Annotated in this window: 20 protein-coding genes and 4 tRNA genes; 11 read left to right on the forward strand and 13 right to left on the reverse strand. The window is 65.9% G+C overall.

The features are described 5' to 3' along the window. Positions 1–2 precede the first annotated feature (2 nt). The 5 genes from proW (at position 3) to BLQ28_RS16675 (ending at position 5,596) form a co-directional block, all read left to right on the forward strand. Positions 3–1,175, forward strand: a complete 1,173-nt coding sequence (gene proW, locus BLQ28_RS16655; RefSeq protein WP_093241401.1) for a glycine betaine/L-proline ABC transporter permease ProW — start codon at positions 3–5, stop codon at positions 1,173–1,175. A gap of 23 nt (positions 1,176–1,198) precedes the next feature. Continuing rightward, positions 1,199–2,209, forward strand: a complete 1,011-nt coding sequence (proX, locus tag BLQ28_RS16660) for a glycine betaine/L-proline ABC transporter substrate-binding protein ProX (protein ID WP_093241404.1) — start codon at positions 1,199–1,201, stop codon at positions 2,207–2,209. 159 nt (positions 2,210–2,368) lie between these two features. Continuing rightward, positions 2,369–3,922, forward strand: a complete 1,554-nt coding sequence (locus BLQ28_RS16665; RefSeq protein WP_093241407.1) for a fumarate hydratase — start codon at positions 2,369–2,371, stop codon at positions 3,920–3,922. A gap of 52 nt (positions 3,923–3,974) precedes the next feature. Continuing rightward, a complete protein-coding gene (gene murI / locus BLQ28_RS16670; RefSeq protein WP_093241410.1) occupies positions 3,975–4,793 on the forward strand; it encodes a glutamate racemase in 819 nt (272 codons plus the stop codon). Positions 4,794–4,804: 11 nt separating this feature from the next. Then, complete coding sequence (locus BLQ28_RS16675; RefSeq protein ID WP_093241783.1) at positions 4,805–5,596, forward strand: PA3715 family protein; 792 nt, start codon at positions 4,805–4,807, stop codon at positions 5,594–5,596. Between the two features lie 12 nt (positions 5,597–5,608). Here BLQ28_RS16675 and BLQ28_RS16680 read toward each other — a convergent pair whose 3' ends face one another. From BLQ28_RS16680 to tig, 8 genes are all read right to left on the reverse strand, one after another. Beyond that, positions 5,609–6,253: a DUF6806 family protein gene (locus tag BLQ28_RS16680; RefSeq protein ID WP_093241413.1), complete on the reverse strand. Its 645-nt coding sequence runs from the start codon at positions 6,251–6,253 to the stop codon at positions 5,609–5,611. Positions 6,254–6,273: 20 nt separating this feature from the next. Continuing rightward, positions 6,274–6,365, reverse strand: a tRNA-Leu gene (locus tag BLQ28_RS16685). Between the two features lie 98 nt (positions 6,366–6,463). Further along, positions 6,464–6,537 (reverse strand) — tRNA-Cys (locus BLQ28_RS16690). Between the two features lie 61 nt (positions 6,538–6,598). Beyond that, positions 6,599–6,674: transfer RNA gene (locus BLQ28_RS16695), tRNA-Gly, on the reverse strand. Between the two features lie 53 nt (positions 6,675–6,727). Beyond that, positions 6,728–9,169: an endopeptidase La gene (gene lon, locus BLQ28_RS16700; RefSeq protein ID WP_093241416.1), complete on the reverse strand. Its 2,442-nt coding sequence runs from the start codon at positions 9,167–9,169 to the stop codon at positions 6,728–6,730. 23 nt (positions 9,170–9,192) lie between these two features. Beyond that, positions 9,193–10,461 (reverse strand): ATP-dependent Clp protease ATP-binding subunit ClpX, encoded by a 1,269-nt coding sequence (gene clpX / locus BLQ28_RS16705; RefSeq protein ID WP_093241419.1) that lies wholly within the window; start codon positions 10,459–10,461, stop codon positions 9,193–9,195. 128 nt (positions 10,462–10,589) lie between these two features. After that, the gene (clpP, locus tag BLQ28_RS16710; protein ID WP_081270880.1) at positions 10,590–11,198 is read right to left on the reverse strand and encodes an ATP-dependent Clp endopeptidase proteolytic subunit ClpP; all 609 of its coding nucleotides are present in this window, start codon (positions 11,196–11,198) and stop codon (positions 10,590–10,592) included. A gap of 115 nt (positions 11,199–11,313) precedes the next feature. Continuing rightward, positions 11,314–12,630 carry a trigger factor gene (gene tig / locus BLQ28_RS16715; RefSeq protein ID WP_093241422.1) on the reverse strand — a complete coding sequence of 439 codons (1,317 nt, stop codon included), beginning with the start codon at positions 12,628–12,630 and terminating at the stop codon, positions 11,314–11,316. Positions 12,631–12,896: 266 nt separating this feature from the next. Here tig and BLQ28_RS16720 point away from each other — a divergent pair, with 266 nt between their 5' ends. Then, positions 12,897–13,895, forward strand: coding sequence for a tetratricopeptide repeat protein (locus tag BLQ28_RS16720; protein ID WP_093241425.1), 999 nt, complete (start codon positions 12,897–12,899; stop codon positions 13,893–13,895). An 81-nt stretch (positions 13,896–13,976) separates the two neighbouring features. Here BLQ28_RS16720 and BLQ28_RS16725 read toward each other — a convergent pair. The 4 genes from BLQ28_RS16725 to BLQ28_RS16740 form a co-directional block, all read right to left on the reverse strand. After that, a tRNA-Leu gene (locus tag BLQ28_RS16725) sits at positions 13,977–14,063 on the reverse strand. 105 nt (positions 14,064–14,168) lie between these two features. Next, complete coding sequence (locus BLQ28_RS16730) at positions 14,169–17,354, reverse strand: efflux RND transporter permease subunit (protein ID WP_093241428.1); 3,186 nt, start codon at positions 17,352–17,354, stop codon at positions 14,169–14,171. Then, on the reverse strand, positions 17,351–18,541 hold the full coding sequence (locus tag BLQ28_RS16735) for an efflux RND transporter periplasmic adaptor subunit (RefSeq protein WP_093241431.1): 1,191 nt from the start codon (positions 18,539–18,541) through the stop codon (positions 17,351–17,353). The genes BLQ28_RS16730 and BLQ28_RS16735 overlap by 4 nt, the downstream gene beginning before the upstream one ends. A 163-nt stretch (positions 18,542–18,704) precedes the next feature. Then, the gene (locus BLQ28_RS16740; protein ID WP_093241434.1) at positions 18,705–20,549 is read right to left on the reverse strand and encodes a potassium transporter Kup; all 1,845 of its coding nucleotides are present in this window, start codon (positions 20,547–20,549) and stop codon (positions 18,705–18,707) included. 148 nt (positions 20,550–20,697) lie between these two features. Between BLQ28_RS16740 and hpnC the strand changes: the two genes are divergently transcribed. From hpnC to BLQ28_RS16765, 5 genes are read left to right on the forward strand one after another with little or no spacing between them, the layout of a single operon-like run. Beyond that, positions 20,698–21,612, forward strand: a complete 915-nt coding sequence (gene hpnC, locus BLQ28_RS16745) for a squalene synthase HpnC (protein WP_093241786.1) — start codon at positions 20,698–20,700, stop codon at positions 21,610–21,612. Continuing rightward, positions 21,609–22,448 carry a presqualene diphosphate synthase HpnD gene (hpnD, locus tag BLQ28_RS16750; RefSeq protein ID WP_093241437.1) on the forward strand — a complete coding sequence of 280 codons (840 nt, stop codon included), beginning with the start codon at positions 21,609–21,611 and terminating at the stop codon, positions 22,446–22,448. Before hpnC ends, hpnD begins: the two co-directional genes overlap by 4 nt. A gap of 11 nt (positions 22,449–22,459) precedes the next feature. Further along, a complete protein-coding gene (locus BLQ28_RS16755; RefSeq protein WP_093241439.1) occupies positions 22,460–23,284 on the forward strand; it encodes a hypothetical protein in 825 nt (274 codons plus the stop codon). Beyond that, positions 23,281–24,546, forward strand: coding sequence for a hydroxysqualene dehydroxylase HpnE (gene hpnE / locus BLQ28_RS16760; protein ID WP_093241442.1), 1,266 nt, complete (start codon positions 23,281–23,283; stop codon positions 24,544–24,546). The genes BLQ28_RS16755 and hpnE overlap by 4 nt, the downstream gene beginning before the upstream one ends. After that, positions 24,543–24,845, forward strand: a complete 303-nt coding sequence (locus BLQ28_RS16765; RefSeq protein ID WP_093241444.1) for a hypothetical protein — start codon at positions 24,543–24,545, stop codon at positions 24,843–24,845. The genes hpnE and BLQ28_RS16765 overlap by 4 nt, the downstream gene beginning before the upstream one ends. A 24-nt stretch (positions 24,846–24,869) precedes the next feature. Here the strand turns inward: BLQ28_RS16765 and BLQ28_RS16770 are convergent, their stop codons facing one another. Next, positions 24,870–25,514: a LysE family translocator gene (locus tag BLQ28_RS16770; RefSeq protein WP_093241447.1), complete on the reverse strand. Its 645-nt coding sequence runs from the start codon at positions 25,512–25,514 to the stop codon at positions 24,870–24,872. Between the last annotated feature and the right edge of the window lie 78 nt (positions 25,515–25,592).

The following is a 25,592-nucleotide window of genomic DNA, read 5'->3' on the forward strand; positions in this document are numbered from 1 at the left end:
TGATGAACGACACCGCACTGCCTTCCGAATTCACGCCGTTGAACGACGCCGCGACCACCTTGCCGCCGCAGGCGCCCATGCCCATCGACCCGTGGGAGGCCATGTCCGCAGCGCCCGACACGTCCGCGACCAGCGCCTGGCTCGATGCGCCCGTGGACGCAGCCCATCAGTTGGCCGGATCGGTCGATGCCACCACCAGCGGCTTTCACTTGCATCGCCTGTGGGACGGCTCGTTGCCCGTCGAGTCCTGGATCAACCAGGGCCTGGGCTGGGTGGTCGAGCACTTCCGCCCTTTCTTCCAGACCGTGCGCCTGCCCATCGACAGCACGCTGAACTGGGTGCAGAGCCTGCTGACCGGCCTGCCCACGCTGGCCATGATCGCGCTGATCGGCCTGCTGGCCTGGCAGTTCGCCGGCCGCGCGCTTGCCATCGGCACCTCGGTCGCACTGCTGCTGGTGGCCATGCTGGGCATCTGGCCTGAAGCCATGGTGACGCTGTCGCTGGTGCTGACCTCGCTGGTCTTCTGCATGGTCATCGGCCTGCCGCTGGGTGTCTTGCTGGCCAGCAGCGACCGAGCCCAGCGCCTGATGCGCCCCGTGCTCGACGCGATGCAGACCACGCCCGCTTTTGTCTACCTCGTGCCGGTGGTGATGCTGTTCGGCATCGGCAACGTGCCGGGCGTGATCGTGACGATCATCTTCGCGCTGGCCCCGCTGGTGCGCCTGACCAACCTCGGCCTGCGCCAGGTGCGGCCCGACCTGATCGAAGCGGCACGCGCGTACGGTGCCTCGCCCTGGCAGATGCTCGTGAAGGTGAAGCTGCCGCTGGCCATGCCGTCGATCATGGCGGGCATCAACCAGGCGCTGATGCTGTCGCTGTCGATGGTGGTGATCGCCTCGATGATCGCCGTCGGCGGCCTCGGCCAGATGGTGCTGCGCGGCATCGGCCGGCTCGACATGGGCCTGGCGACCGTGGGTGGCCTGGGCATCGTGCTGCTGGCGATCTCGCTCGACCGGCTGACGCAGGCCATGGGCAAGTCGCGCCGCAGCGCCGGGCGCCGCTGGTGGCACACCGGGCCGGCCGGCTTCGCGCTGCGCCTGCTGCAACGCCTGGTGGGCACGCCTTCGCGCCATGCGAACGAGCCCGCTCCCGCCCTGTCCACGCAAGCGCAATGAATGGCTACGAAGGAATCCGACGCATGAACAAAACCAGCCTCATCGCACGCGGCCTTCTGGCCCTTGGCTTCGTCGCCTTTGGCATCGCCGCACAGGCCGGCAGCGAGCTGCCCGGCAAGGGCGTCACCGTGCTGCCGCTGAAAAGTTCGCTCGCCGAGGAGGCGTTCCAGACGCTGCTCGTGATGCGCGGGCTCGAAAAGCTCGGCTACACCGTCGAGCCCATGAAAGACCTCGAACCCGCCACCGAGCACCTGGCCATCGCCAACGGCGACGCCACCTTCATGGCCAACCACTGGAGCCTGCTGCACGCCGACTTCTACAAGAACAGCGGTGGCGACGCCAAGCTGTCGCGCAAGGGCGTGTATTCCGAAGGCGCGGTGCAGGGCTACCTGATCGACCGCAAGACGGCCGAGCAATACAACATCACCAGCATCGCGCAGCTGAAAGATCCGGCGATTGCGAAGCTGTTCGATGCGGACGGCGACGGCAAGGCCGACCTGACCGGCTGCAATCCCGGCTGGGGCTGCGAGCTGGCCATCGAGAACCACCTGACGGCCTACCAGCTGCGCGACACGGTCACCCACAAGCAGGGCAGCTATGCCGCGCTGATGGCCGACACCATCGCCCGCTTCAAGCAGGACAAGCCGATCCTGTACTACACGTGGACGCCGTACTGGGTCAGCGCGGTGCTGCGGCCAGGTGCGGACGTGGTATGGCTGCAGGTGCCCTTCTCGTCGTCGCAAGGCGATGGCGGCAGTGTCGACACGCAGTTGCCGAACGGCAAGAACTACGGCTTCCAGGCCAACCAGGAGCAGATCGTCGCCAACAAGGCCTTCGTCGAGAAGAACCCGGCCGCCGGCAAGCTGTTCGAGGTGATGAAGCTGCCCATCAGCGACATCAACGCCCAGAACCTGCGCATGAGCCAGGGCGCCAACACGCAACAGGACGTGGCGCGGCACACGGACGGATGGATCAAGGCCCATCAGGCGCTGTTCGACGGCTGGATCGAAGAGGCACGCGCCGCTGCGAAGTAGCGGCAGGCGCCGCGGGGTGCGAGGGTCGGGTTTGCCCCGAAAAGCCCTGCGGCGCGCCCTGCGGCCACCTTCGTGGTCCCGACGGGATCGGGACAGACGCCGTTAGACGGCGGCTGAGATAATCGGGGGGCGTTTCCCACTCCAATAAAAGCCCCCACCATGACGACCACGATCCAGCAGGCCGACCTGATCGAATCGATCAGCGCCGCGCTGCAGTACATCAGCTACTACCACCCCACCGACTACATCGCCCACCTGGCCAAGGCCTACGAGCGCGAGCAGAGCCCCGCCGCCAAGGACGCCATCGCGCAGATCCTGACCAACAGCAAGATGAGCGCCACGGGCCACCGCCCGATCTGCCAGGACACCGGCATCGTCAACGTGTTCCTCAAGGTGGGCATGGACGTGCGCTGGGGCGGCTTCACCGGCAGCCTGGACGACGCCATCAACGAAGGCGTGCGCCGCGGCTACAACCACCCCGACAACACGCTGCGTGCCTCGGTCGTGGGCGACCCGCAGTTCGATCGCAAGAACACCAAGGACAACACGCCCGCGGTGATCTTCACCGAGATCGTGCCGGGCAACACCGTCGAAGTGACGGTGGCGGCCAAGGGCGGCGGCAGCGAGAACAAGAGCAAGCTGGTCATGCTGAACCCCGGCGACAGCGTGGTCGACTGGGTGCTCAAGACCGTGCCGACCATGGGCGCCGGTTGGTGCCCGCCGGGCATGCTGGGCATCGGCATCGGCGGCACCGCCGAGAAGGCCGCACTGATGGCCAAGGAAAGCCTGATGGACGACCTCGACATGCACGAACTGCAGGCCAAGAAGGCATCCGGCGCCGAGCTGAGCAAGGTCGAGGCGCTGCGCATCGAGCTGTACGAGAAGGTCAATGCTCTGGGCATCGGCGCGCAAGGCCTGGGTGGCCTGGCCACCGTGCTCGACATCAAGATCAAGATGTACCCCACGCACGCGGCCAGCAAGCCTGTGGCGATGATCCCCAACTGCGCCGCCACGCGCCATGCGCACTTCGTGATGGACGGCAGCGGCCCGGTCTACCTCGACCCGCCGTCGCTCGACCTGTGGCCCGACGTGAACTGGGCGCCGGACGAAAAGAAGAGCAAGCGCGTCGATCTGAACAAGCTCACGCCCGCTGAAGTCGCAAGCTGGAAGCCGGGCGACACGATCCTGCTGAACGGCAAGATGCTCACCGGCCGCGACGCCGCGCACAAGCGCATCCAGGACATGCTGGCCAAGGGCGAGAAGCTGCCGGTGGACTTCACCAACCGCGTCATCTACTACGTCGGCCCGGTCGACCCGGTCGGCAACGAAGCCGTGGGCCCCGCCGGCCCGACCACCGCCACGCGCATGGACGGCTTCACCGAAATGATGCTGGCCCAGACCGGCCTCATCGCGATGATCGGCAAGGCCGAGCGCGGCCCGGTCGCCATCGAGGCCATCAAGAAGCACAAGAGCGCCTACCTCATGGCCGTAGGCGGCGCCGCCTACCTCGTGAGCAAGGCCATCAAGACGGCCAAGGTGGTCGGCTTTGCGGACCTCGGCATGGAAGCCATCTACGAATTCGACGTGGTCGACATGCCCGTGACGGTGGCAGTCGATGCGGGCGGCACCAGCGCGCACATCACCGGCCCGGCCGAGTGGCAAAAGCGCATTGCCAGCGGCGAGTTCAAGACCATCATGATGGAAGAAGCCTGATGCAGCACACCGCCCACCCGTTCGCATTGCGCAGCAGCACAGAGGTCTTCTGATGCTCCCGGTTGGCGTCTTCGACAGCGGCGTGGGCGGGCTCAGCGTGCAGGCCGCGCTGCGCGCCGAACTGCCGCACGAGCATTTCGTCTATTACGCCGACACGGCCTATGCGCCGTACGGCGAGCGCGGCGACGCGTACGTGATCGAGCGTTCGCGCAAGGTGATCGAGCACATGGTGCGCGAGTACCGCATCAAGGCGCTCGTGATCGCCTGCAACACGGCCACGACCGCCGCCATCCACCTGCTGCGGGCCGAGAACCCCGATCTGCCAATCGTGGGCCTGGAGCCCGCGCTCAAGCCCGCCGTGGCGAGCAGCCGCACCGGCCACATCTCGGTGCTGGCCACGCGGGGCACGCTGGCCAGCGCCAAGTACGCCGCATTGCGCGACTCGTTCGCCGGATCGGCCGATGTGCGCCCCGTGCCATGCGATGGTCTCGTGAAGGCCATCGAGGGCATGGATTTCCCGTCGATCGCGGCACTCTGCGCACGCTACATGGCGGAAGCCGGGCCCTTCGGCGAAGCTGCCGGCGAAGTCGACACGGTCGTGCTCGGCTGCACCCACTACCCGCTCGTCAAGGACGAGTTGCGCCGCCACGCACCGGCCACGCTGCGCTTCATCGACACCGGCTTGCCGGTCGCACAACAGACGCGACGGCTGCTGGCTTCGGCAGGCCGCCTCGCCGACGAACATGGCGTGCCGCAGGGCAGCCTGTTGCTGCAGAGCAGCGGCGATGTCGCCGTGCTCGAAGCAGCCGCCGCACGATGGCTGCAAGGCCCTTCGCAGCGCATTGCGGCATCCGCGGCCACCCCGGCCTGAAACACCTCTTCATGCGCCTCCTGCGCCCCGCCCTGCTCCTGCTGTGCGTCTTCACGGCCAGCCTGAGCCATGCCGCCTGCGAAAGCGGCCTGGCCGAGCGCATGCACGCCAAGCTCCATCCGAACCGCCCGCTCGACGAGCGACTGGCCGCCTGCAAGGTCTGGCCGGCTTTTCCGGGGCGCAGCATCGTCGTGCTGCCCATGCCGCGCGAGACCACCGATACCGGCGGGAAAGTCTTTGACCTCGAGCTGCTGCTGATCCAGCGGCCGGACAACGGCAACACCGAGCGCGACACGGTGATCGGGCGGCTCTTTCAGCCCGAAGCGCTCGACGAAGACGCCACCACGTCGATCCAGGATATTCGCGTCGATACCTCGCGCTATGTGCTGTCTGCCGACGCGCGCGCCTTCGGCCTGCGCATTCGCTACAAGAACGGCAGCACGTCCGCCGGCCCGCTGGCCAGCGAGACCGTGCGCCTGTATGTGCACCACGCCAACAAGCTGCGGCAGGTGCTGCAGGAGATCGAACTCGACCACGACAACGGGGGATGGGACGCGACCTGCACCGGTCACTTCGAGAAGCTGCGGACCATGCTCTCGGTCGGCAAGGCCAGCAGCAATGGCTTTGCCGACCTAATGTTGTCGCGCACGCTCGTGCAAAGCCGCGCGCAGGAGCAGGAGGATCAGACCTGTGTCGAAAGAGCGCTGCCCGCCAAGTTCAGCACCGTGACGCTGCGCTACGACGGCGAGCGCTTCCGTGTGCCGAAGTCGTTGCTGCAACAGCAGCAACAACAACGGAACTGACCGCCGTCCGGCTCAGTGCAGGTGACGGGGACGGCGTCCGCCGCCATGACCGCCACCGCTGCCTCCACCACCGCCGGTACCGCCCGTGCCACGCGGGCGCTTGCCGATTTCGAGGGAGTTCACGAGCGCATCGAAACGGTCGCTGAAGAGGCGATCGATCTCGGACACGACACCACCCAGCTCGGCGCCATCGAAATGGCGCTCCATGAGATTGACGACGTCTTCGACCAGCAGGTCGCGCTGCACCTGCATGATCGCGGCCGGGTTGGGGCCGACGAACAGCATCAGGAAGTCGTCGCGCGATTCTTCGTCGGGGTCGCCTTCTTCTTCGTCGAAGTCGGTGTCGTAGAAGGTGACTTCGATGGCGGCGCCGCGGTCCGACAGTTCGTTCAGGCCCATGCACATTTCGTCGAGCGCCTGGCGGAAGTCTTCGTCGCCCGGCACCGTCCAGCACATCTGCAGCGTGTGGTCCTTCTGCTCGAAGCGGATGCCCGGCTCTTCTTCGTAGGTGCTTGTGGCGCCGTCGGCCAGCGACTTGGCACCGGCGTACTTCCACAATGGCTTGAGCGCTTCCTGGATCTGGTCGAAGCTCACGTCCGGACGCAGCGGCACATCGCCGTGCACATGGATTTCAAATGGAGCGTTGTAGCGAGGCATCGAATGCTCCCTTGTAAGTTTGGTACCCGGAACGGGGGTCGAACCCGTATGCCCCGATTAAGGAAGCGGCGGATTTTAAGTCCGATGTGTCTACCAATTTCACCATCCGGGCGTCAGGTTGAACATCGACGATAACCCAAACAAAACAAGCCCCGGCAACGTCGGTTGGCGGGGCTTGTTTGTCGGATCGAATCGTGTCTAACGAGAAGGTGGAGGCGCGACCCGGAGTCGAACCGGGCTAGACGGATTTGCAATCCGTTGCATAACCGCTTTGCTATCGCGCCACGCAGAACAAAAAACGAACTTGCGAAAAAAAGGGAAGCTGTTGCTTCCCTTTTTCAAAACTGGAGCGGGAAAAGAGTCTCGAACTCTCGACCTCAACCTTGGCAAGGTTGCGCTCTACCAACTGAGCTATTCCCGCGTTTCGAGCCTCGAATTATATACCAGTTTTTCGAGGCTTCGCAAGTTGCACCGTCAATGTTTGACCGAACCTTCGGCGGCCGGCGTTCCGGCGCGCTGCTTGGCCAACTCGGCCAAGGCCGCAGCCGATGCAGCCACCTCTTCGTCGGACAGCGGCTCGGGCGTCTTCTCGAGCGCGATCTCGAGGACCTTGTCGATCCACTTGACGGGCACGATCTCGAGGCCGTTCTTCACGTTCTCGGGAATGTCCTGCAGGTCCTTGGCGTTCTCTTCCGGGATCAGCACGGTCTTGATGCCACCGCGCAATGCGGCCAGCAGCTTTTCCTTCAGGCCACCGATGGCCGTGACCTCGCCGCGCAGCGTGATTTCACCGGTCATCGCAACGTCGCTGCGCACGGGGATGCCCGTGAGCGCCGACACGAAGGCCGTCGTCATCGCCGCGCCCGCGCTCGGGCCGTCCTTGGGGGTGGCACCGTCGGGCACGTGGATGTGGATGTCGCGCTTCTCGAACACCTCGTCCTTGATGCCCAACCGGCGCGAGCGGCTGCGCACCACGGTGCGTGCGGCTTCGACCGACTCCTTCATCACATCGCCGAGCGAACCCGTGCGGCTGATCACGCCCTTGCCAGGCATCGTGACCGCTTCGATCGTCAGCAGATCGCCGCCGACTTCGGTCCACGCCAGGCCGACGACCTGACCAACCTGGTTCTGCTTCTCGGCGAGGCCGAAGCTGTACTTGCGCACGCCCAGGAACTCGTTGAGGTTCGCACCGTTGACCGTCACCTTCGGCGTCATCTGCTTGAGCAGCAGGCCCTTGACCACCTTGCGGCAGATCTTGGACAACTCGCGCTCGAGCGAACGCACGCCGGCTTCACGCGTGTAGTAGCGCACGATGTCGCGCACGGCTTCTTCGGTGACGAGGAGTTCGTCTTCCTTGACGCCGTTGTTCTTCAACTGCTTCGGCAGCAGGTACTTGATCGCGATGTGCGTCTTCTCGTCCTCGGTATAGCCCGAGAGGCGAATGACTTCCATGCGGTCCAGCAGCGCCGGCGGAATGTTCATCGAGTTCGAGGTGGCGACGAACATCACGTCGCTCAGGTCGAAATCGACTTCCACGTAGTGGTCGCCGAAGGTGTGGTTCTGCTCGGGGTCGAGCACTTCGAGCAGCGCGCTCGACGGGTCGCCGCGGAAGTCCGTGCCCAGCTTGTCGATTTCGTCGAGCAGGAACAGCGGATTGCGCGTGCCGATCTTGCTCAGGCCCTGCAGCACCTTGCCCGGCAGCGCGCCGATGTAGGTGCGGCGATGCCCGCGAATCTCGGCTTCGTCACGCATGCCGCCGAGCGCCATGCGGGTGTACTTGCGGCCGGTCGCCTTGGCGATCGACTGCCCCAGCGAGGTCTTGCCGACACCCGGTGGGCCCACGAGGCACAGGATGGGTGCCTTGACCTTGTCTACGCGTTGCTGCACCGCGAGATATTCAAGGATGCGGTCCTTGACCTTCTCGAGGCCGTAGTGGTCGGCATTGAGCACAGCCTCGGCATTGGCCAGGTCGTGCTTGATCTTGGTCTTCTTGCTCCACGGCAGGCCGATCAGCACGTCGATGTAGTTGCGCACCACGGTGGCCTCGGCCGACATGGGCGACATCAGCTTGAGCTTCTTGAGTTCGCCTTCGGCCTTCTTCAGGCCTTCCTTGGACATCTTGGCGAGCTTGATCTTCTTCTCGATCTCCTCGATGTCCGCGCCCTCTTCGCCTTCGCCGAGCTCCTTCTGGATGGCCTTGACCTGCTCGTTGAGGTAGAAGTCGCGCTGGTTCTTCTCCATCTGGCGCTTCACGCGGCCACGGATCTTCTTGTCGACGTTCAGGATGTCGACTTCGCGTTCGAGTTGGCCGAACAGGTTTTCAAGGCGCGCCTTGACGTCGTCCAGGTCGAGCACGGCCTGCTTGTTGTCGAGCTTGAGCGGCAGGTGCGCGGCGATCGTGTCGGCCAGGCGGCCCGGATCGTCGATGCTCGAGATCGAGGTGAGGATCTCGGGCGGAATCTTCTTGTTGAGCTTGACGTACTGGTCGAACTGCTGCATCACCGCACGGCGCAGCGCTTCGACCTCGGTGCCCTTCTCGCCGCCTTCAGGCGCCTCGACGGGCGTCACGTTGGCCGTGAAGTGGGTTTCGCCGTCGTCGATGCGGTTGACGCGTGCGCGCTGCTGACCTTCGACCAGCACCTTCACCGTGCCATCGGGCAGCTTGAGCATCTGCAGGATGGTCGAGACGCAACCGACCTCGAACATGTCCTCGACCGAGGGCTCGTCCTTGGCGGCAGCCTTCTGGGCCACCAGCATGATGCGGCGCTCGGCCTCCATGGCCAGTTCGAGCGCCTTGATGCTCTTGGGGCGTCCCACGAAGAGCGGGATCACCATGTGGGGAAACACCACGACGTCGCGCAGCGGCAGCAGCGGCAGGTCGAGGGCTTCGGGAGGCAATGGGGTGTGGCCAGACATGCAGATCCTTCGCGTCTTTGGCTTTAGGCCTTTTTCGCCGCTTCGCGGTACACGAGCAGCGGCGGCTTGTTTTCGTCGATGGTCGATTCCTCGACCACCACCTTGTCGACATTGGTCGCGTTCGGCAATTCGAACATGGTGTCGATCAGCGACTGTTCAAGGATCGAGCGCAGGCCGCGTGCACCGGTCTTGCGGGCCAGCGCCTTGCGTGCGATCGCCTTGAGCGCCGCCGGACGGATCTCGAGGTCCACGCCTTCCATTTGCAGCAGCTTGGTGAACTGCTTGACCACCGCGTTCTTCGGCTCGGTCAGGATCTGCACCAGCGCGTCTTCGCTGAGCTCGGCCAGCGACGCCACCACGGGCATGCGGCCCACCAGTTCGGGGATCAGGCCGAACTTGATCAGGTCTTCGGGTTCGACTTCGCGAAACACCTCGGTGATGCTGCGCTGCGCCTTGCTCTTGACCGAAGCGCCGAAGCCGATGCCCGAGGCCTCGGTGCGGTTTTCAATGACCTTCTCGAGGCCAGCAAACGCGCCGCCGCAGATGAACAGGATGTTGGTCGTGTCGATCTGCAAAAAGTCTTGATTGGGATGCTTGCGGCCGCCCTGCGGCGGCACGCTGGCCATCGTGCCTTCGATGAGCTTCAGCAGCGCCTGCTGGACGCCCTCGCCCGACACGTCGCGGGTGATCGAAGGGTTGTCGGACTTGCGCGAGATCTTGTCGATTTCGTCGATGTAGACGATGCCGCGCTGGGCGCGCTCGACTTCGTAGTTGCAGCTCTGCAGCAGCTTCTGGATGATGTTCTCGACGTCTTCGCCCACGTAGCCGGCTTCGGTCAGCGTGGTGGCGTCGGCCATCACGAAGGGCACGTCGAGCATGCGCGCGAGCGTTTGCGCCAGCAGCGTCTTGCCCGAGCCCGTCGGGCCGATCAAGAGGATGTTGCTCTTGCTGAGCTCGACCTCGTCGCCCTTGGTGTTCTTTTCCTTGTGGCGAAGGCGCTTGTAGTGGTTGTAGACCGCCACCGACAGCATGCGCTTGGCCGGCTCCTGGCCGATCACGTAGTTGTCGAGGTTGGTCTTGATCTCCAGCGGCGTGGGCAGGTCGCTGCGTGCTTCGCGCGCCTCTTCACCGGCCGGGAGTTCGTCGCGGATGATCTCGTTGCAAAGGTCGATGCACTCGTCGCAAATGAAGACCGAAGGGCCCGCGATCAGCTTCTTGACCTCATGCTGGCTCTTGCCGCAGAACGAGCAATAAAGCGTTTTTTCGCTGGAAGAGCCTTTTTTATCGGCCATGGACAGGTGCCTCGTTACAGGGTAGGGACAATGATAACTAAACAAAAACGGCGTTCCCCTTGTGGAAAACGCCGTTTTCTGCCAATTGGCGCCTTCAGCGCCAGGCGGCCGCAACCGCGTTGGCCGCGTCAGCCGCGCTTGGCGACGACCTGGTCCACCAGGCCGTAGTCCTTGGCCTCGTCGGCCGTCAGGAAGTAGTCGCGCTCGGTGTCGGCCTTGACCTTTTCCAATGGCTGGCCGGTGCGCTCGGCCAGGATGCGGTTCATCTGGTCCTTGGTACGCAGGATGTCGCGTGCATGGATCTCGATGTCGGTGGCCTGGCCACGGGCGCCGCCCAGGACCTGGTGAATCATGATCTTCGAGTTGGGCAGCGAGAAGCGCTTGCCCTTCTCGCCGGCAGCCAGCAGGAAGGCGCCCATGCTGGCCGCAAAGCCCAGGCACATGGTCGACACGTCGGGCTTGATGAACTGCATGGTGTCGTAGATCGCCATGCCGGCGCTCACGCTGCCGCCCGGGGAGTTGATGTAGAACGAGATGTCCTTGTCCGGGTTCTCGCTTTCGAGGAACAGCAACTGCGCCACCACGAGGTTGGCGGTCTGGTCGTTGACCTCGCCCACCAGGAAAATGATGCGCTCCTTGAGAAGGCGCGAGTAGATGTCATAAGACCGCTCGCCACGGCCCGATTGCTCGATGACCATCGGAACCATGCCGAGGCCTTGAATTTCCTGTGCGCTCATGAATTTGCTCTCCGGAAGATGGAATCGTTCGCTGTTTCTGAACTGTACGCCTGAGTGAAATGGGGCTCGTGCCGCAAAGCACAAGCCCCATTGGCGATGCGGGCGGCGACGGAGATCAGCCCTGCTGTTGCGCCATCAGTTCGTCGAACGACACCGACTTTTCGTTGACCTTGGCCTTGCCCAGCACGAAGTCGGTCACGTTGTTCTCGATGACCACGGCTTCGACTTCGGCCAGACGGTTGTTGTCGCTGAAGTACCAGCGCACCACGTCGGCCGGCTTTTCGTAGCTGGCGGCCAGTTCGTCGATGTGAGCCTTGATCTGCTCGGGCTTGGCCTGCAGGTTGTTCGAGCGCACCAGTTCGGCGACGACGAGGCCCAGGCGCACGCGGCGCTCGGCTTGCGGACGGAACACTTCCTCGGGAATCGGGGCCTTGTCGGCATCCTTGATGCCGCGCTGCTTGAGCTCGGCGCGGGCGCCTTCGATCATGCGGGCGACTTCCGACTGCACGCTGGCGTTCGGCAGGTCGAGTTCGGCGTTGGCAACCAGCGCGTCCATCACGGCGTTCTTGTTGCGGGCCAGCAGGCGGAACTTCACTTCGCGCTCGAGGTTGCGCTTGATGTCGGCACGCAGGCCTTCGACGGTGGCTTCGGCAATGCCGAGCGACTTGGCGAGTTGTTCGTTGACTTCGGGCAGGTGCGAGGCTTCGATCTTCTTCACGGTGACCATGAAGTCGGCTTGCTTGCCGGCCACGTCCTTGCCGTGGTAATCGGCCGGGAACGACAGCGGGAAGGTGCGGCTGTCGCCGGACTTCATGCCGCGCACGGCGTCTTCGAATTCCTTGAGCATCTGGCCTTCGCCGACGACGAACTGGAAATCTTCGGCCTTGCCGCCCTGGAAGGGCTCGCCGTCGATCTTGCCTTCGAAGTCGACCGTGACACGGTCGTCGTCTTGTGCCACGGCGTCTTGTGCGCGCTGGGCGAAGGTACGGCGCTGCTTGCGCAGGATGTCGAGCGTCTTGTCGATGGCTTCGTCGCCCACTTCGGCCGAGAGCTTCTCGACTTCGGCGCCCGACAGGTCATTGATCTTGACTTCGGGGAACACTTCGAAGACCGCGTCGAAGGCGAGCTGGCCTTCGGGCGACTCTTCCTTCTCGGTGATGCGGGGCTGGCCTGCCACGCGCAGCTTGGCTTCGTTGGCGGCTTGCGAGAAGGCTTCGCCGACCTTGTCGTTCATGACTTCGTAGTGCACCGAGTAGCCATAGCGCTGGGCCACGACGTTCATGGGCACCTTGCCCGGACGGAAGCCGTCCATCTTGACGGTGCGCGCGAGCTTCTTGAGGCGCGAATCGACTTCGGACTGGATGGTGCCGACCGGCAGGGTCAGCGTGATCTTGCGTTCGAGCTTCTCGAGAGTTTCAACGTTCACGGTCATGGTGTCTTCCTTGTAAGGGGGCTGGTGCGCGGGGCCTGCATCTTTTTATCAATACAGATCAAGGACTTACACGCGCTAGCGGGATTTATGCGGAGGCACACACGTGCCGCGCGCAAAACTGGGCAACCCGCGATTCTAATCGGCCGGGAACGCCCTCTTTTGCCGGCGCAAGGCACGACGCGCGGAGTTTGCGGATCGGACCGGATTTGCGGCCCGGTTTCGCCCTTACAGTGGCGGGCGATTCGCCATCGCCTCGAGGAAATTTCATGCTCCAGCGCCTGTTCGCCGCCATCGCCTTCGTGCTGGCCATCTCGTTCGCCGCACCCACGCCCGCGCTGGCCAAGACGGCGCCGAAGGAGCCGGGCATCCAGCAGATCTACGAGGCGGCAAAGAACGGCCGGATGGCGGAAGCCAACGCGATGATCGCCAAGGTGCTGAAGAACCATCCGAACAGCGCGAAGGCCCATTTCGTTCACGCGGAACTGCTCGCCATGGACGGCAAGCTCGACGACGCGCGCGAGGCGCTGTCCCTGGCCAAGGAGATTGCGCCGGGCCTCCCGTTCGCGAAGGCCGAGTCGCTCGCCAAGCTCGAGCGAAAACTCGAAAAGCCGGTGGAGGTCAAGCCCGATCCGGTGCCTGCGCCGAGCCCGCTTACCGCGCCGGTGCCCGCGTCCACTCCCACGCCGACGGACTACTTTCCGCCCACTGGATCGATCCCCTGGGGACCACTCGGTGTCGTGGCGCTGGTTGTCGTCGCCTACGCCTTCTTCCGGCGGCGTTCGCGCGCCGTCACCTTCCCTGTGCCAGCGGGCGCCGCGGGCGCACCTCGGTTCTCGGGGCCCATGAGCGACTCGTCCATGGGCTATGCCACGGCGAACAGCGACGGAGGCTTTCCGCCCTCGCCGCCGCCCAGCCAGGGGCCGAGCGTCGGCGGCGCGCTGGCGGCCGGTGCCGCGGCGGGCGTGGGTGCGGTGGTCGCGGGCGAGCTGCTGCGTCACCTGCTGAACGACCGCTCGGACGACCACCGGGGCAACACGGTCAACATCTTCAACAACCACGGCAGCCACAACCACAACGCCGACATCGGCCGCAGCCTTTGGCCCTCATCCGATCCGGAGCCGGACCGCGCGCCCGACCGCAGCTTCGTCGACGACAACTTCGGCATCAAGGACACGAGTTCGTGGGACGACTCCAGCAGCAGTAGCAGCAGTTCCGACAGCAGCAGTGACAGCGGAAGCAGCGACAGCAGCAGCAGCGACTGGTAGACAGACAGGCAAAGAAAAAGCCCCGTTCCTTGCGAAACGGGGCTTCGTCACTGCTCGATAGAACGGGCTACTTGGCAGGGCTGGTGCGCGGGGCCGGACTCGAACCGGCACGTTCTTGCGAACGTCAGGACCTAAACCTGGTGCGTCTACCAATTTCGCCACCCGCGCGATGCCAATCTTTTTCAGGTGAATGCAAAAGCGGACGGCCTTCCGGCGCCACGGGGTCTCCGCAGCACCAAAGACCATCCGCTTGAAATCGGTCAACTCGCGATTTTAAGCGTGAATTGGGGCCGGTTCGGGCGCGCGCTCCACCGGATTCACCGGCTCGCGCTTCACACGGAACGCGGCGGCATACATCGCCGGCAACGCCAGCAGCGTCAGCACGGTCGCAACGATCAGCCCGCCCATGATGGCCACGGCCATCGGGCCCCAGAACACGCTGCGCGACAACGGGATCATCGCCAGCACCGCGGCCGCCGCCGTGAGCACAATGGGCCGCAGCCGCCGCACCGCCGACTCGACGATCGCATCCCAGGCCGGCACGCCCGCCGCACGGTCGCTCTCGATCTGGTCGATCAGGATCACCGCGTTGCGCTGGATCATCCCCATCAACGCGATCACGCCCAGCAGCGCGACGAAGCCGAAGGGCCGGTTCAGCACCAGCAGCGCACCGGCCACGCCGGCAATGCCCATCGGGCCGGTGATGAACACCAGCAACGAACGGCTAAAGCTGTGCAGCTGCAGCATCAGCAGCGTGAACACCAGGAACAGCATGATCGGCACGCCCGCCACGATCGAGGCCGAGCCCTTGCTGCTTTCCTCGACCGCGCCCGCCACCTCGATGCGGTAGCCGCCCTGCCCGGCTGCATGCCAGCCGGCTTCGAGCGCGCGCAGCTTCGGCAGCAACTGCGCCGTGACGGTCGCGCCTTGCAGCCCCTCGACCACGTCGCCCTGCACGGTGATCGCGTAGTCGCGGTTCTCGCGCCACATCACGCCGGGCTCCCAGGTGAACACCGGGCGGGCGATCTGCGTCAGCGGAATCGAGCGGCCCGAGGTCGTCGGGATGTAGGCATTGCCGATGTCCGAGATCGCCTCGCGCTCGTCGGACGACTGGCGCAGCACGATGTCGATCAGCAGGTCGTTCTCGCGGTACTGGCCCACGGTCGTGCCGCTGAACATGGTGCGCGATGCCTGTGCGATCGCCTGGCTGGTCACGCCGAGCGCGCGTGCCTTGGCCTGGTCGACCTGCAGGCGGATGACCTTGACCGACTCGTTCCAGTTGTCGTTCACGCCGCGCATGTTGGCGTTCTCGCGCAGCACGGCCTTGACCTCGTCGGCATGCCCGCGCAGCTCGGCGGGGTCGGTGCCGATCACGCGGAACTGCACCGGGTACGGCACCGGCGGCCCGTTGGGCAGCAGCTTGACGCGGCCGCGCACCTCGGGGAATTCCTGGGCCAGCAGTGCAGGCAGCTTGATGCGCAGGGTCTCGCGCACCTTCAGGTCCTTGGCAAGCACGATCAGCTGCGAGACGTTCGTCTGCGGAAACACCTGGTCCAGCGGCAGATAGAAGCGCGGCACGCCCGAACCGATCCAGGTGCTGACCGTGCTGACGCCGGCCTCTTGCATGAAGCGCTGCTCGACCCGCTTGGCCACCTCTTCGTTCGCGGCGAACGAGGTGCCTTCCGGGAACCAGATGTCGACCAGGATTTCCGGCCGGCTCGAATCGGGAAAGAACTGCTGCTGCACCTTGCCCATGCCGACGATGCCGAGCGCAAAGATCAGCACCGTGGCGCCGATGGTCATCCAGCGGTGTGCCACGCACCAGTTCACCGCGCGGCGAAAGACGTTGTAGAACGGCGTGTCGAACAGCTCGTGCGGCGGCGCTTCGGGGTCGTGCGGCTTCACCTTCAGCAGCAGCGTGCCGAGGTAAGGCACGAAGTACACCGAGACGATCCACGAGAGCACCAGCGCAATGACCGTCACCGCAAAGATCGCGAAGGTGTATTCGCCCGTCACCGACTTGGCAAGGCCGATGGGCAGGAAGCCCGCCGCGGTGATGAGCGTGCCCGTCAGCATCGGCTTGGCCGTCACGTCGTAGGCGAAAGTGGCGGCACGCACCTTGTCGTAGCCCTCTTCCATCTTCCGCACCATCATCTCGACCGCGATGATCGCGTCGTCCACCAAGAGGCCGAGCGCGATGATGAGCGAGCCCAGCGATATCTTGTGCAGCCCGATGCCGAAGTAGTTCATGGCCAGGAAGGTCACGGCCAGCACCAGCGGAATGGTGATGGCCACCACCAGCCCCGGCCGCACATCGATGTACCAGCCGAAGCGCCCGCCCTTGTGCAGGCCGAGCGAGATGATGCTCACGGCCAGCACGATGGCCACGGCCTCGATCAACACGCCAACGAACTCGTTCACCGAGCTGGCCACCGACACCGGCTGGTCCTGCACCTGTGCAAGCTTCACGCCAACGGGCAGGCGCTGCCCGATGGTGGCGGTGGTTTCCTTGAGTGCCTTGCCCAGCGCGATGATGTCGCCGCCCTTGGCCATCGACACGCCCAGCGCGATCACTTCCTTGCCCTGGTGATGCACCTTGACCGCCGGCGGATCGATGTAGCCGCGGTGGATGTCGGCGATGTCGCCCAGCTTCAGCTGGTTGCCCGAGCTGCCGCGGATCGGCATGTCGCGCAACTGGTCGACGCTGGTGAACTGGCCGCCCACGCGCACCTGCACCACGTCGAGCGGCGACTGGATCGTGCCGGCGCTTTCGATCGCGTTCTGCGAGCCGAGCTGCGCCAGCACCGCGTTGAAGTCGAGTCCCAGCTGCGCCAGGCGCTTCTGCGAAATCTCGATGTAGACCTTCTCGTCCTGCACGCCGAACTGGTCGACCTTGGCCACGTCCTTCACGCGCAGCAGCTGCTGGCGCACGTCGTCGGCCAGTGTCTTGAGCTCGGCGTAGCTGAAGCCGTCGCTCTCGAGCGCGTAGATCACGCCATAGACGTCGCCGAAATCGTCATTGAAGAACGGCCCCTGCACGCCGGCCGGCAGCGTGCTGCGCATGTCGCCGATCTTCTTGCGCACCGTGTACCAGACGTTGGCCACCTCGTTGGCCTTCGACGAATCCTTGATCTGGAAAATGATCTGCGATTCGCCGGGCTTCGAGTAGCTGCGGATCTTGTCGGCGTACGGCGCTTCCTGCAGCGTGCGCTCCAGCTTGTCGGTGACCTGCTCGGCCACCTGCTGCGCCGTGGCGCCGGGCCAGTAGGTCCGCACGACCATCGCGCGGAAGGTGAAAGGCGGGTCTTCGTCCTGGCCGAGCTGGAAGTACGCGAAGGCACCCAGCACCATCAGCACCACCATCAGGTAGCGCGTCAGGGGCGCGTGGTCCAGCGCCCATTTGGAAAGGTTGAAGCGCGCGGGCTTGTCGGTGGTGGTGGTCGCTGCGCCTTCCGTCATTTGGAAGCACCCGCAGCGATCTCCTTCTGCGTGGCGGCAACGGCCTCGACGGCCTGCACGACATCCTTCGCGCTGGCGGCGGCCGCGGCCGCCTCCTTGGACTGGTAGATCGTGACCTTCTGCCCCGGCGACAGCACATGCACACCCGCGGCCACGACCATCATGCCGGACGTGAGCCCGCCGCCGATCACCGCTTCATTGCCGTCGGCCGTCGCGACCTGCACCGGTTGCGAACGCACGGTCATGGTCGACTTGTCGAGCACCCAGACCGCCGAGCCCTTCCCTTCCTGGCGCAGCGCGCTGGTCGGCAGCTTGATCACCGCGGTGTTCGTGCGTGCCAGCGCCTGCGGCCGGGCGTAGACCGTGGCGCCGAGCGCGGGCGAGGTGGCCGCGTCGATCGCGACCTTGACCGAATAGGTGCGCGTGACCGCATCGGCGCTCGCCGCCACTTCGCGCACCTGGCCCTGCAGCATCTCGCCGCCCGACCAGCCGCGCACCGCGACCGGCGAGCCGGCCTTGATGAGCGCGGCGCGATCTTCGGGCACCGCGAAGACCACGTCGCGCGCGCCGTCCTGCGCAATGCGAACGACCGGCGTGCCGGCCTGCACCACCTGGCCGGGTTCGGCCTCGATGGCGGTGATGACGCCGGCCACGTCGGCCACCAGCGTCGTGTAGTTGGCCTGGTTGCCTTGCGAGGCCAGTTGCGCCTGGGCCTGTTCGAGCTGCGCCTGCGCGGCCTTCCAGGTCGATTCGCGGCGCTCCAGCTCAGCGCCGCTGATGAAGTTCTGCTGGCGCAGTTCGGTATAGCGCTTCAGGTCGGCGGCGGCGAGGTCGCGGTTGGTCAGGGCCGCGGCCTGCTGGGCCCGCGCGGCTTCGGCGGCCAGCTTGTAGTCCTGCGGATCGAGCTGGGCCAGCACCTGTCCGGCCTGCACATGCTGGCCGAGCTCGGCCTGTCGCCGGGTGATCTTGCCTGCCACGCGGAACCCCAGGCGCGATTCGACGCGGGCCCGGACCTCGGCCGAGAACTCGGGCTGGGCGTCGAAGTCGCTGGTGCCGACGGTCACGAGCTTCACCGCTCGCACGGGCTCCTCGGCGGCCGGCTTTGGCGAGCAGCCAGCCAGGAACAAGGAGGGAAGCAACAGCCAGAGGGCGCTGCGCACACGGGGAGAAATGGCGGAGGCGGTCATGAGACACCCAAGAAAGGACAAACCCGGGCCTTTAATGACCCACTGGTTAGTAATCTAGGGTAAACGTTAAATACTGTCAATGACTCGTCGGTCAGTTGGCAGCATCCTCCGCGCCGTTTGCACGATCGAAGCGGCCCGCCTCAGGGCCGCTTGCCGGACGTTCTCAGGTCCGTTGTCCCATCTCCACCAGCCGGTTGTCCGGCAGCTCGAAATAGTCGGATGCCCGCCCCGCATTGCGCTGCAACCAGCCGAACAAGGCCCGCCGGATCGGGTTCATGCCCGGCAGGTTCTCTTCGCCCACCGAGGCGCGGGAAACGAAGTACGAGGTCTTCATCGAATCGATGGCCAGCGTCTTCTGGTAGGCCAGGATGCGAATGAACTCGGGCACGTCGGGCCGCTCCATGAAGCCGTGGCGCGCGGTCACCATCCAGATGCCGTCCATCAGCTGCTCGGCCTCGATGCGCATGCTGGCGTCGACGCGCGGCGTGTCGCAGGGCATCACGCGCAGCACGATCACCTGCTCGTGCAGCACCTGGTTGTGCTTGAGGTTGTGCAGCAGCGCATGCGGCACCGCCGTGGCGTCGGGGTTCAGAAACACCGCCGTGCCGCTCACACGGTGCGGCATGTGCAGCGCCAGCGACTCGACAAAAGGCCGCAGGGGCAGGCTCTCGGCTTCGGCCGCCTCCAGCCCCAGCCGCCGGCCCTTGGCCCAGGTGGTGAAGACCACCATCACCACCACGGCCACCGCCAGCGTGAGCCAGCCGCCCTCGGCGATCTTCAGGCTGTTGGCGACCACGAAGGTCAGGTCGACCACCGCGAAGGCCAGCGCGCCCACCACCACCGCCACCTTGTTCCAGCGCCACAGCCCCCACGCGACGATGCCGGCCAGCAGCGTGGTCGTCACCATCGTGATCGACACCGCGATGCCGTAGGCCGCCGACAGCGCGCCCGAACTGCGGAAGCCCAGCACCAGCAGCAGCACGCCCACCATCAGCAGCCAATTGACCGCCGGCACGTAGATCTGCCCGATGGCCGTGCCCGAGGTCTGGATCACCCGCATCCGCGGCAGGTAGCCCATGCGCATGGCCTGCGCCGTGAGCGAGAAAGCACCCGAGATCACCGCCTGCGAGGCGATCACCGTGGCCATGGCGGCCAGCACCACCATCGGCAGCACGCCCCAGGCGGGGAAGAGCCGGAAGAACGGGTTGTCGATGGCCGCCGGGTTCGCCAGCACCAGCGCGCCCTGTCCAAAGTAGTTCAGCACCAGCCCCGGCAGCGCGATGAAGAGCCAGGCCAGCCGGATCGGCTTGGCGCCGAAATGCCCCATGTCGGCGTACAGCGCCTCGCCGCCCGTGAAGGCCAGGAACACCGCGCCCAGCACCGCCAGCGACTGCGCCCGGTGCTCGATCAGGAAGCCGAACGCGCGCCGCGGATCGAGCGCCGCCAGCACCTGCGGCTGCTGCAGTACCTGCCACAGCCCGGCCGCCGCCAGCACCAGGAACCACAGCAGCATGATCGGCCCGAACACCTTGCCGACCACGCCCGTGCCCTTCTTCTGGACCATGAAGAGCGCCACCAGGATCGCCACCGTGATCGGGATCACCGCGCGCTGCAGCACCGGCGCCTGCACTTCCAGCCCCTCGACCGCCGACAGCACCGAGATGGCCGGCGTGATCAGGCTGTCGCCATAGAACATGGCCGCGCCCACCAGGCCCAGCAGCCCGATCGCGTTCCACATCCAGGGCTTGGTCTTCGGGCCCGACACCGCGTTGCGCGCGAGCGCCTGCAGCGCCAGGATGCCGCCTTCGCCGTCGTGGTCGGCCCGCAGCACGAACACCACGTACTTCAGCGTCACCACGAACATCAGCCCCCAGAAGATCAGCGAGAGCAGCCCCAGCACCGAATCGGGCGAGAACGGCACGCCGTGCTCGGGGTTCATCGTCTCCTTGAAGGCGTAGAGCGGCGAGGTGCCGATGTCGCCGAACACGACGCCGAGCGCCGCGATCATCAGCCCCGGCCCCGCCGGATGCGCAGCCTCGCCGTGCGCTGAAACCTGGGGCCTGGGGGCCGAAGCAGATGCTTTCATGAAGCGGAAAGTTCGAAGTGGCGACGCCGCGAGCATAGTGCCCGGAGACGACGTCGCGGACAATCGTGGCGTGTCCGCCACTCCCCCCCACGCCGCGCCGCCGGCGCACTACGAGAATTTTCCGGTCGCGTCGTGGCTGTGCCCGCCGCACCTGCGCCCGCCCATTGCCGCGATCTACCACTTCGCGCGCACGGCCGACGACATCGCCGACGAGGGCGACGCCTCGTCCGAGCAGCGCCTGGCCGAGCTGGCCGCCTACCGCGAAGAACTTGCCGCCGCCGCCCGCGGCGAGGTGTCCACCTCGTCGCGCTGGCCGCAGGTGTTCGGCCCGCTGGCCCACAGCATTGCGCAGCACGCCCTGCCCGAGGCCCTGCTGGCCGACCTGCTCAGCGCCTTCGTGCAGGACATCGTGAAAACCCGCGACCGCGGCGCCTACGCCGACCGCGCCGAGCTGCTCGACTACTGCCGCCGCTCCGCCAACCCGGTCGGCCGCCTGCTGCTGCACCTGTACGGCGTGACCGACTCAGGGGCGCTGGCGCAGAGCGACGCCATCTGCAGCGCACTGCAGCTCATCAATTTCTGGCAGGACCCGAGCGTCGACCTGCCGCGCGGCCGCTTCTACTTTCCGCTGACCGACTGCGACCGGCGCAGCCTCACACGCGAGAACTTCAAGGTTTTTGCGCCGCTCTCGAACGCCCCGCCTCCGCAGGAAGCTATCAATCTGATAGCAGTCGTGTCTTTCTGGGCGCGCGAGCTGATGAAAGAAGGCGCGCCCCTCGTGCACCGCCTGCCCGGTCGCGCCGGCTGGGAGCTGCGCCTTGTCGTGCAGGGCGGCCTGCGCATCCTCGACAAGATCGAGGACCTGGGCTTCGACACCTTCTCGCAACGCCCCACCATCGGCAAGGCCGATGCGCCGCGGCTGCTCTGGAAGGCCATGCGGATGCGGAGACAATGGCGGCCCATGAAAGCAGCGCCTCCCCGATGACCCCCGAGCAATACGTGCAAGACAAGGCCGCCGCTTCGGGCAGCAGTTTCTATTACGCCTTCCTGTTTCTTCCCAAGCCGCGCCGCGCTGCCATCACCGCGTTCTATGCGTTCTGCCGCGAGATCGACGACGTGGTCGACGAGGTGTCCGACCCCGGCGTGGCCGCCACCAAGCTCGCCTGGTGGCGCACCGAGGTCGCCCAGTCTTTCGCCGGCCCGCCGCGCCACCCGGTGATGCAGGCGCTGATGCCGCACGCCGCCGCCTACGGCATCGAAGCCCGCCAGCTCAACGACGTGATCGACGGCTGCCAGATGGACCTGGACCAGACCCGCTACCTCGACTTTCCCGGCCTTGCGCGCTATTGCCACCTGGTGGCCGGCGTGGTTGGCGAAGTCGCGGCCCGCATCTTCGGCCAGACCGACCCGCAGACCACCGCCTACGCCCACAAGCTCGGCCTGGCGCTGCAGCTCACCAACATCCTGCGCGACGTCGGCGAAGACGCGCTGCGCGGCCGCATCTACCTGCCCGTCAACGAACTGCAGAAGTTCGACGTGAAGGCGCACGAGATCCTCAACCGCGTGCATTCCGACCGCTTCGTCGCGCTGATGAAATTCCAGGCTGCGCGTGCGCACGCGGCATACGACGAAGCCCTCGCCCTGCTCCCGCTGGCCGACCGCCGCACGCAAAAGCCCGGCCTGATGATGGCCAGCATCTACCGCACGCTGCTGCGCGAGATCGAACGCGACGACTTCCAGGTGCTGAACCAGCGCGTGAGCCTGACGCCGGTGCGCAAGTTCTGGCTGGCTTGGAAGGTGCAGGCGCTGGGCCGCATCTAGCCGCCACGCCCATGGACCCGTGCCAAGTGCCGTATCGAGACCTGCTCGATGCGCTCTACAACAGCAGCCCCGCGGAAGATGTCTTCCAGACGCTGCTTCGCCCGTGGCTCGATGCACACGAGGAGGAACGCGACTGGCTGAATGCGTTCGCGCACAGCACCTCGCATGCGCCCATCGCCATCGAGGACTCGTGGCGCCTCTACGCACTCTCGCGCGTCAACCAGGTCCTGCTGCTGGCCTTTCAACACGATGAAGGCGAAGGCTGGGCAGGCCCGCTCCTGAGCCTGCCGGACTACCTGGCCTTCATGACGGGACTCGGTTGCCGCGTGGCCGATGAAGCGGACTACTCGCCGTTCTTCCATGAGATTGTCGAAGTCAGCGAAGAGAGAAATCGCTCATCGCGGCGCAAGGCCGTTGAACTGGCAAGGGTCGACTGGCCCGCGCTGATGCTGGGCACGATGTTGTTCTCGCGCGCGGGCGTCGCCGTCAGTTGTGCCTTTGGCGCCCTGCATTCCGAGATCGCCACGTCCTCGACTCTCTTTTGGGCATGCCGACGCAAGCACCGACGCACCTCGGACCTGTCGGATGGCTGGGGCTCCAACTCGCAATGGAGAACGACCTTTCGCCGCGACCATGTCGTTGGCGACGAGCTGCTCTTCAATGCGGACGGCAAGCACGACCTGGCCGCGCCCGGATTGCCGGCCTCCGACGATGACCTGACAGTTGCCGAGCGCATCGAGCTGCTCACTCACAGGTGTTTCATCCGCTGCGAGAAGCCGGACGACGACCTGTATCCCTACGGCGACCGAGTCCGGCTTCCCCGCATCCCCGGATGAAAAAGCTCGCCGTCATCGGCGCCGGCTGGGCCGGCCTTGCCTGCGCCGTCGAAGCCACGCGCCTGGGCCACACCGTCACGCTTTTCGAGGCCGCGCACATGCCCGGCGGCCGCGCGCGCCGGGTCGACAACATCCACGGCCTTGCGCTGGACAACGGGCAGCACATCCTCATCGGCGCCTACACCACCACGCTGAAGCTGATGCGCGAGGTGGGCGTCGATATCGACACCGCCCTGCAGCGCCTCCCGCTCTCGTTGCGGTTCGCCGATGGCGGCGGGCTGAAGCTGCCACGGCTGCCCGCGCCGCTCGATCTGCTGGCCGGCATCTTCACGGCCCGCGGCTGGACATGGCGCGACAAGTCCTCGCTGCTGCGCACCGCCATCGGATGGCGCCTTGCCGGATTCCGCTGCGCCAGCGACACCACCGTGGCCACGCTCTGCGCCGGCCTCACGCCGCGCGTCATGCAGGAGTTGATCGAGCCGTTGTGCGTTTCCGCGCTCAACACACCGGTCGCCCAATCGAGCGGCGAGGTGTTCCTGCGCGTGCTCAACGACGCGCTGTTCAGCGGCAGCGGCGGCGCCGACCTGCTGCTGCCTCGGGTCGATCTGGGCGCGCTGTTTCCCGATGCGGCCATCCGCTGGCTCGCCGCGCACGATGCCACCTTGCGCATCGGCACCCGCGTGCGGGCCATCGCGCCTGAAGGGGACCAGTGGCACGTCGACGGAGAAGCCTTCGATCAGGTCGTGCTGGCCTGTGCGCCATGGGACGCCGCGCGGCTGGTCCGCGCCTCGGGCGTGCCGGCCGATTCGTGGTGCGAAACCACCGAGGCCTTGCGCTTCGAGGCCATCGCCACGGTCTACGTGCGTGGCGCTGCGCCGATGGCCGAACCCATGCTCGCGCTACGCAGCAACCCGGCCACGGCACCCGCGCAGTTCGTCTTCGACCGGAGCCAGCTCGGCGGCCCGCAAGGTGTGCTCGCACTGGTCATCAGCGCCAATGAAGCCTCGCGCGAAACCCTGGAGCGGCAGGTCATCGCGCAGGCCGCCACCCAACTGGGGCAGACCGGCCTGGAACTGATACAGACCGTGGTCGAGAAGCGCGCCACCTTCGCCTGCACGCCCGCACTCGCGCGGCCACCCACATCCATCGCGCCCGGCCTGCTGGCCTGTGGCGACTACACCGAAGGCCCCTACCCCGCCACGCTCGAAGGCGCGGTGCTCGGCGGGCTCGCGGTCGCCCAGGCGTTGAAGAAGACACCATGACCGAATTGCGCTACCTGGATTTCGACTACAGCGAAGACACCGAAGGCCACGGCACCTTCGACGCCATGGCGTCGACCACGCCAGAAAAAACGCATGAAGTGCTCGCGGAAATCGAGCAGGTGCTGGCCTGGGCGCAAGCCACCTTTCCGGACGGACGCGGTGCGCTCGACGACTGCGCGACGTGGGACTACGACCTGCAGCAGACGCGCGAAACGCCGCGCTTCGACACGGTCACGTTCTCGCTGGTCGGCACCGAGGATTTCTGCACGGCGCTGCGCGAACGGTTCGCGCTCGACTGAGGAAGGCGCCGCAGGGCGCCCGCCTCAGGCCGCCTTGTTCGGCAGCCGCAGCAGGCTCAGGCCCAGCAGCACGAATGCACCGCCCGACACGCGGTTGAACATCCGCGAGCGGCGCGGGTCGCCCAGTTGCTTCTTCAGCATCCGCGCCAGCAGCACGTAGAACGCGTGCGACAGTACCGAGCCCACGGCAAAGGTGGTCGTGAGCACCGCGAACTGTTCGAGGATCGGTGCGTCCTGCGTCAGGAACTGCGGGAACAGCGCCGAGAAGAACAGGATGCCCTTGGGATTGGTCAGCGCCACCGTCACGCCGTGGCCAAACAGCCGCCATGACGAGGACCGATTCGCACCCACTGCGGCAGACGGGCTCAGGTCCGAGAACACGCTGCCCCGGCTGCGCCACTGCTTGATGCCCAGATAGATCAGGTAGGCCGCGCCGGCCAGCTTCAGTGCCATGAAGGCATGGGCCGAAGTGGTCAGCACCACACCCAGCCCGGCCATGGCGGCGGCCGACACCATGAACAGCCCCATCGCATTGCCCAGCGAACTGATCATCGCGCGTCGCGGCCCGACAGAGATCGAATTCGACACCGCGAGCAGCACGGCCGGGCCAGGTGTGAAAGCGACGAGCAGCGTCACGCCGCAGAAGATGAGCCAGTTGGAGAGATGCACTTTCGGATTTCCTGCGCGAAAGGAAGAACAAGACGGGGAGCGGGAAACTATAGTCCGACGGCCCGCCGCCCGCCGGGG

Source organism: Variovorax sp. EL159 (assembly GCF_900100965.1).
Classification (GTDB): Bacteria; Pseudomonadota; Gammaproteobacteria; order Burkholderiales; family Burkholderiaceae_C; genus Variovorax.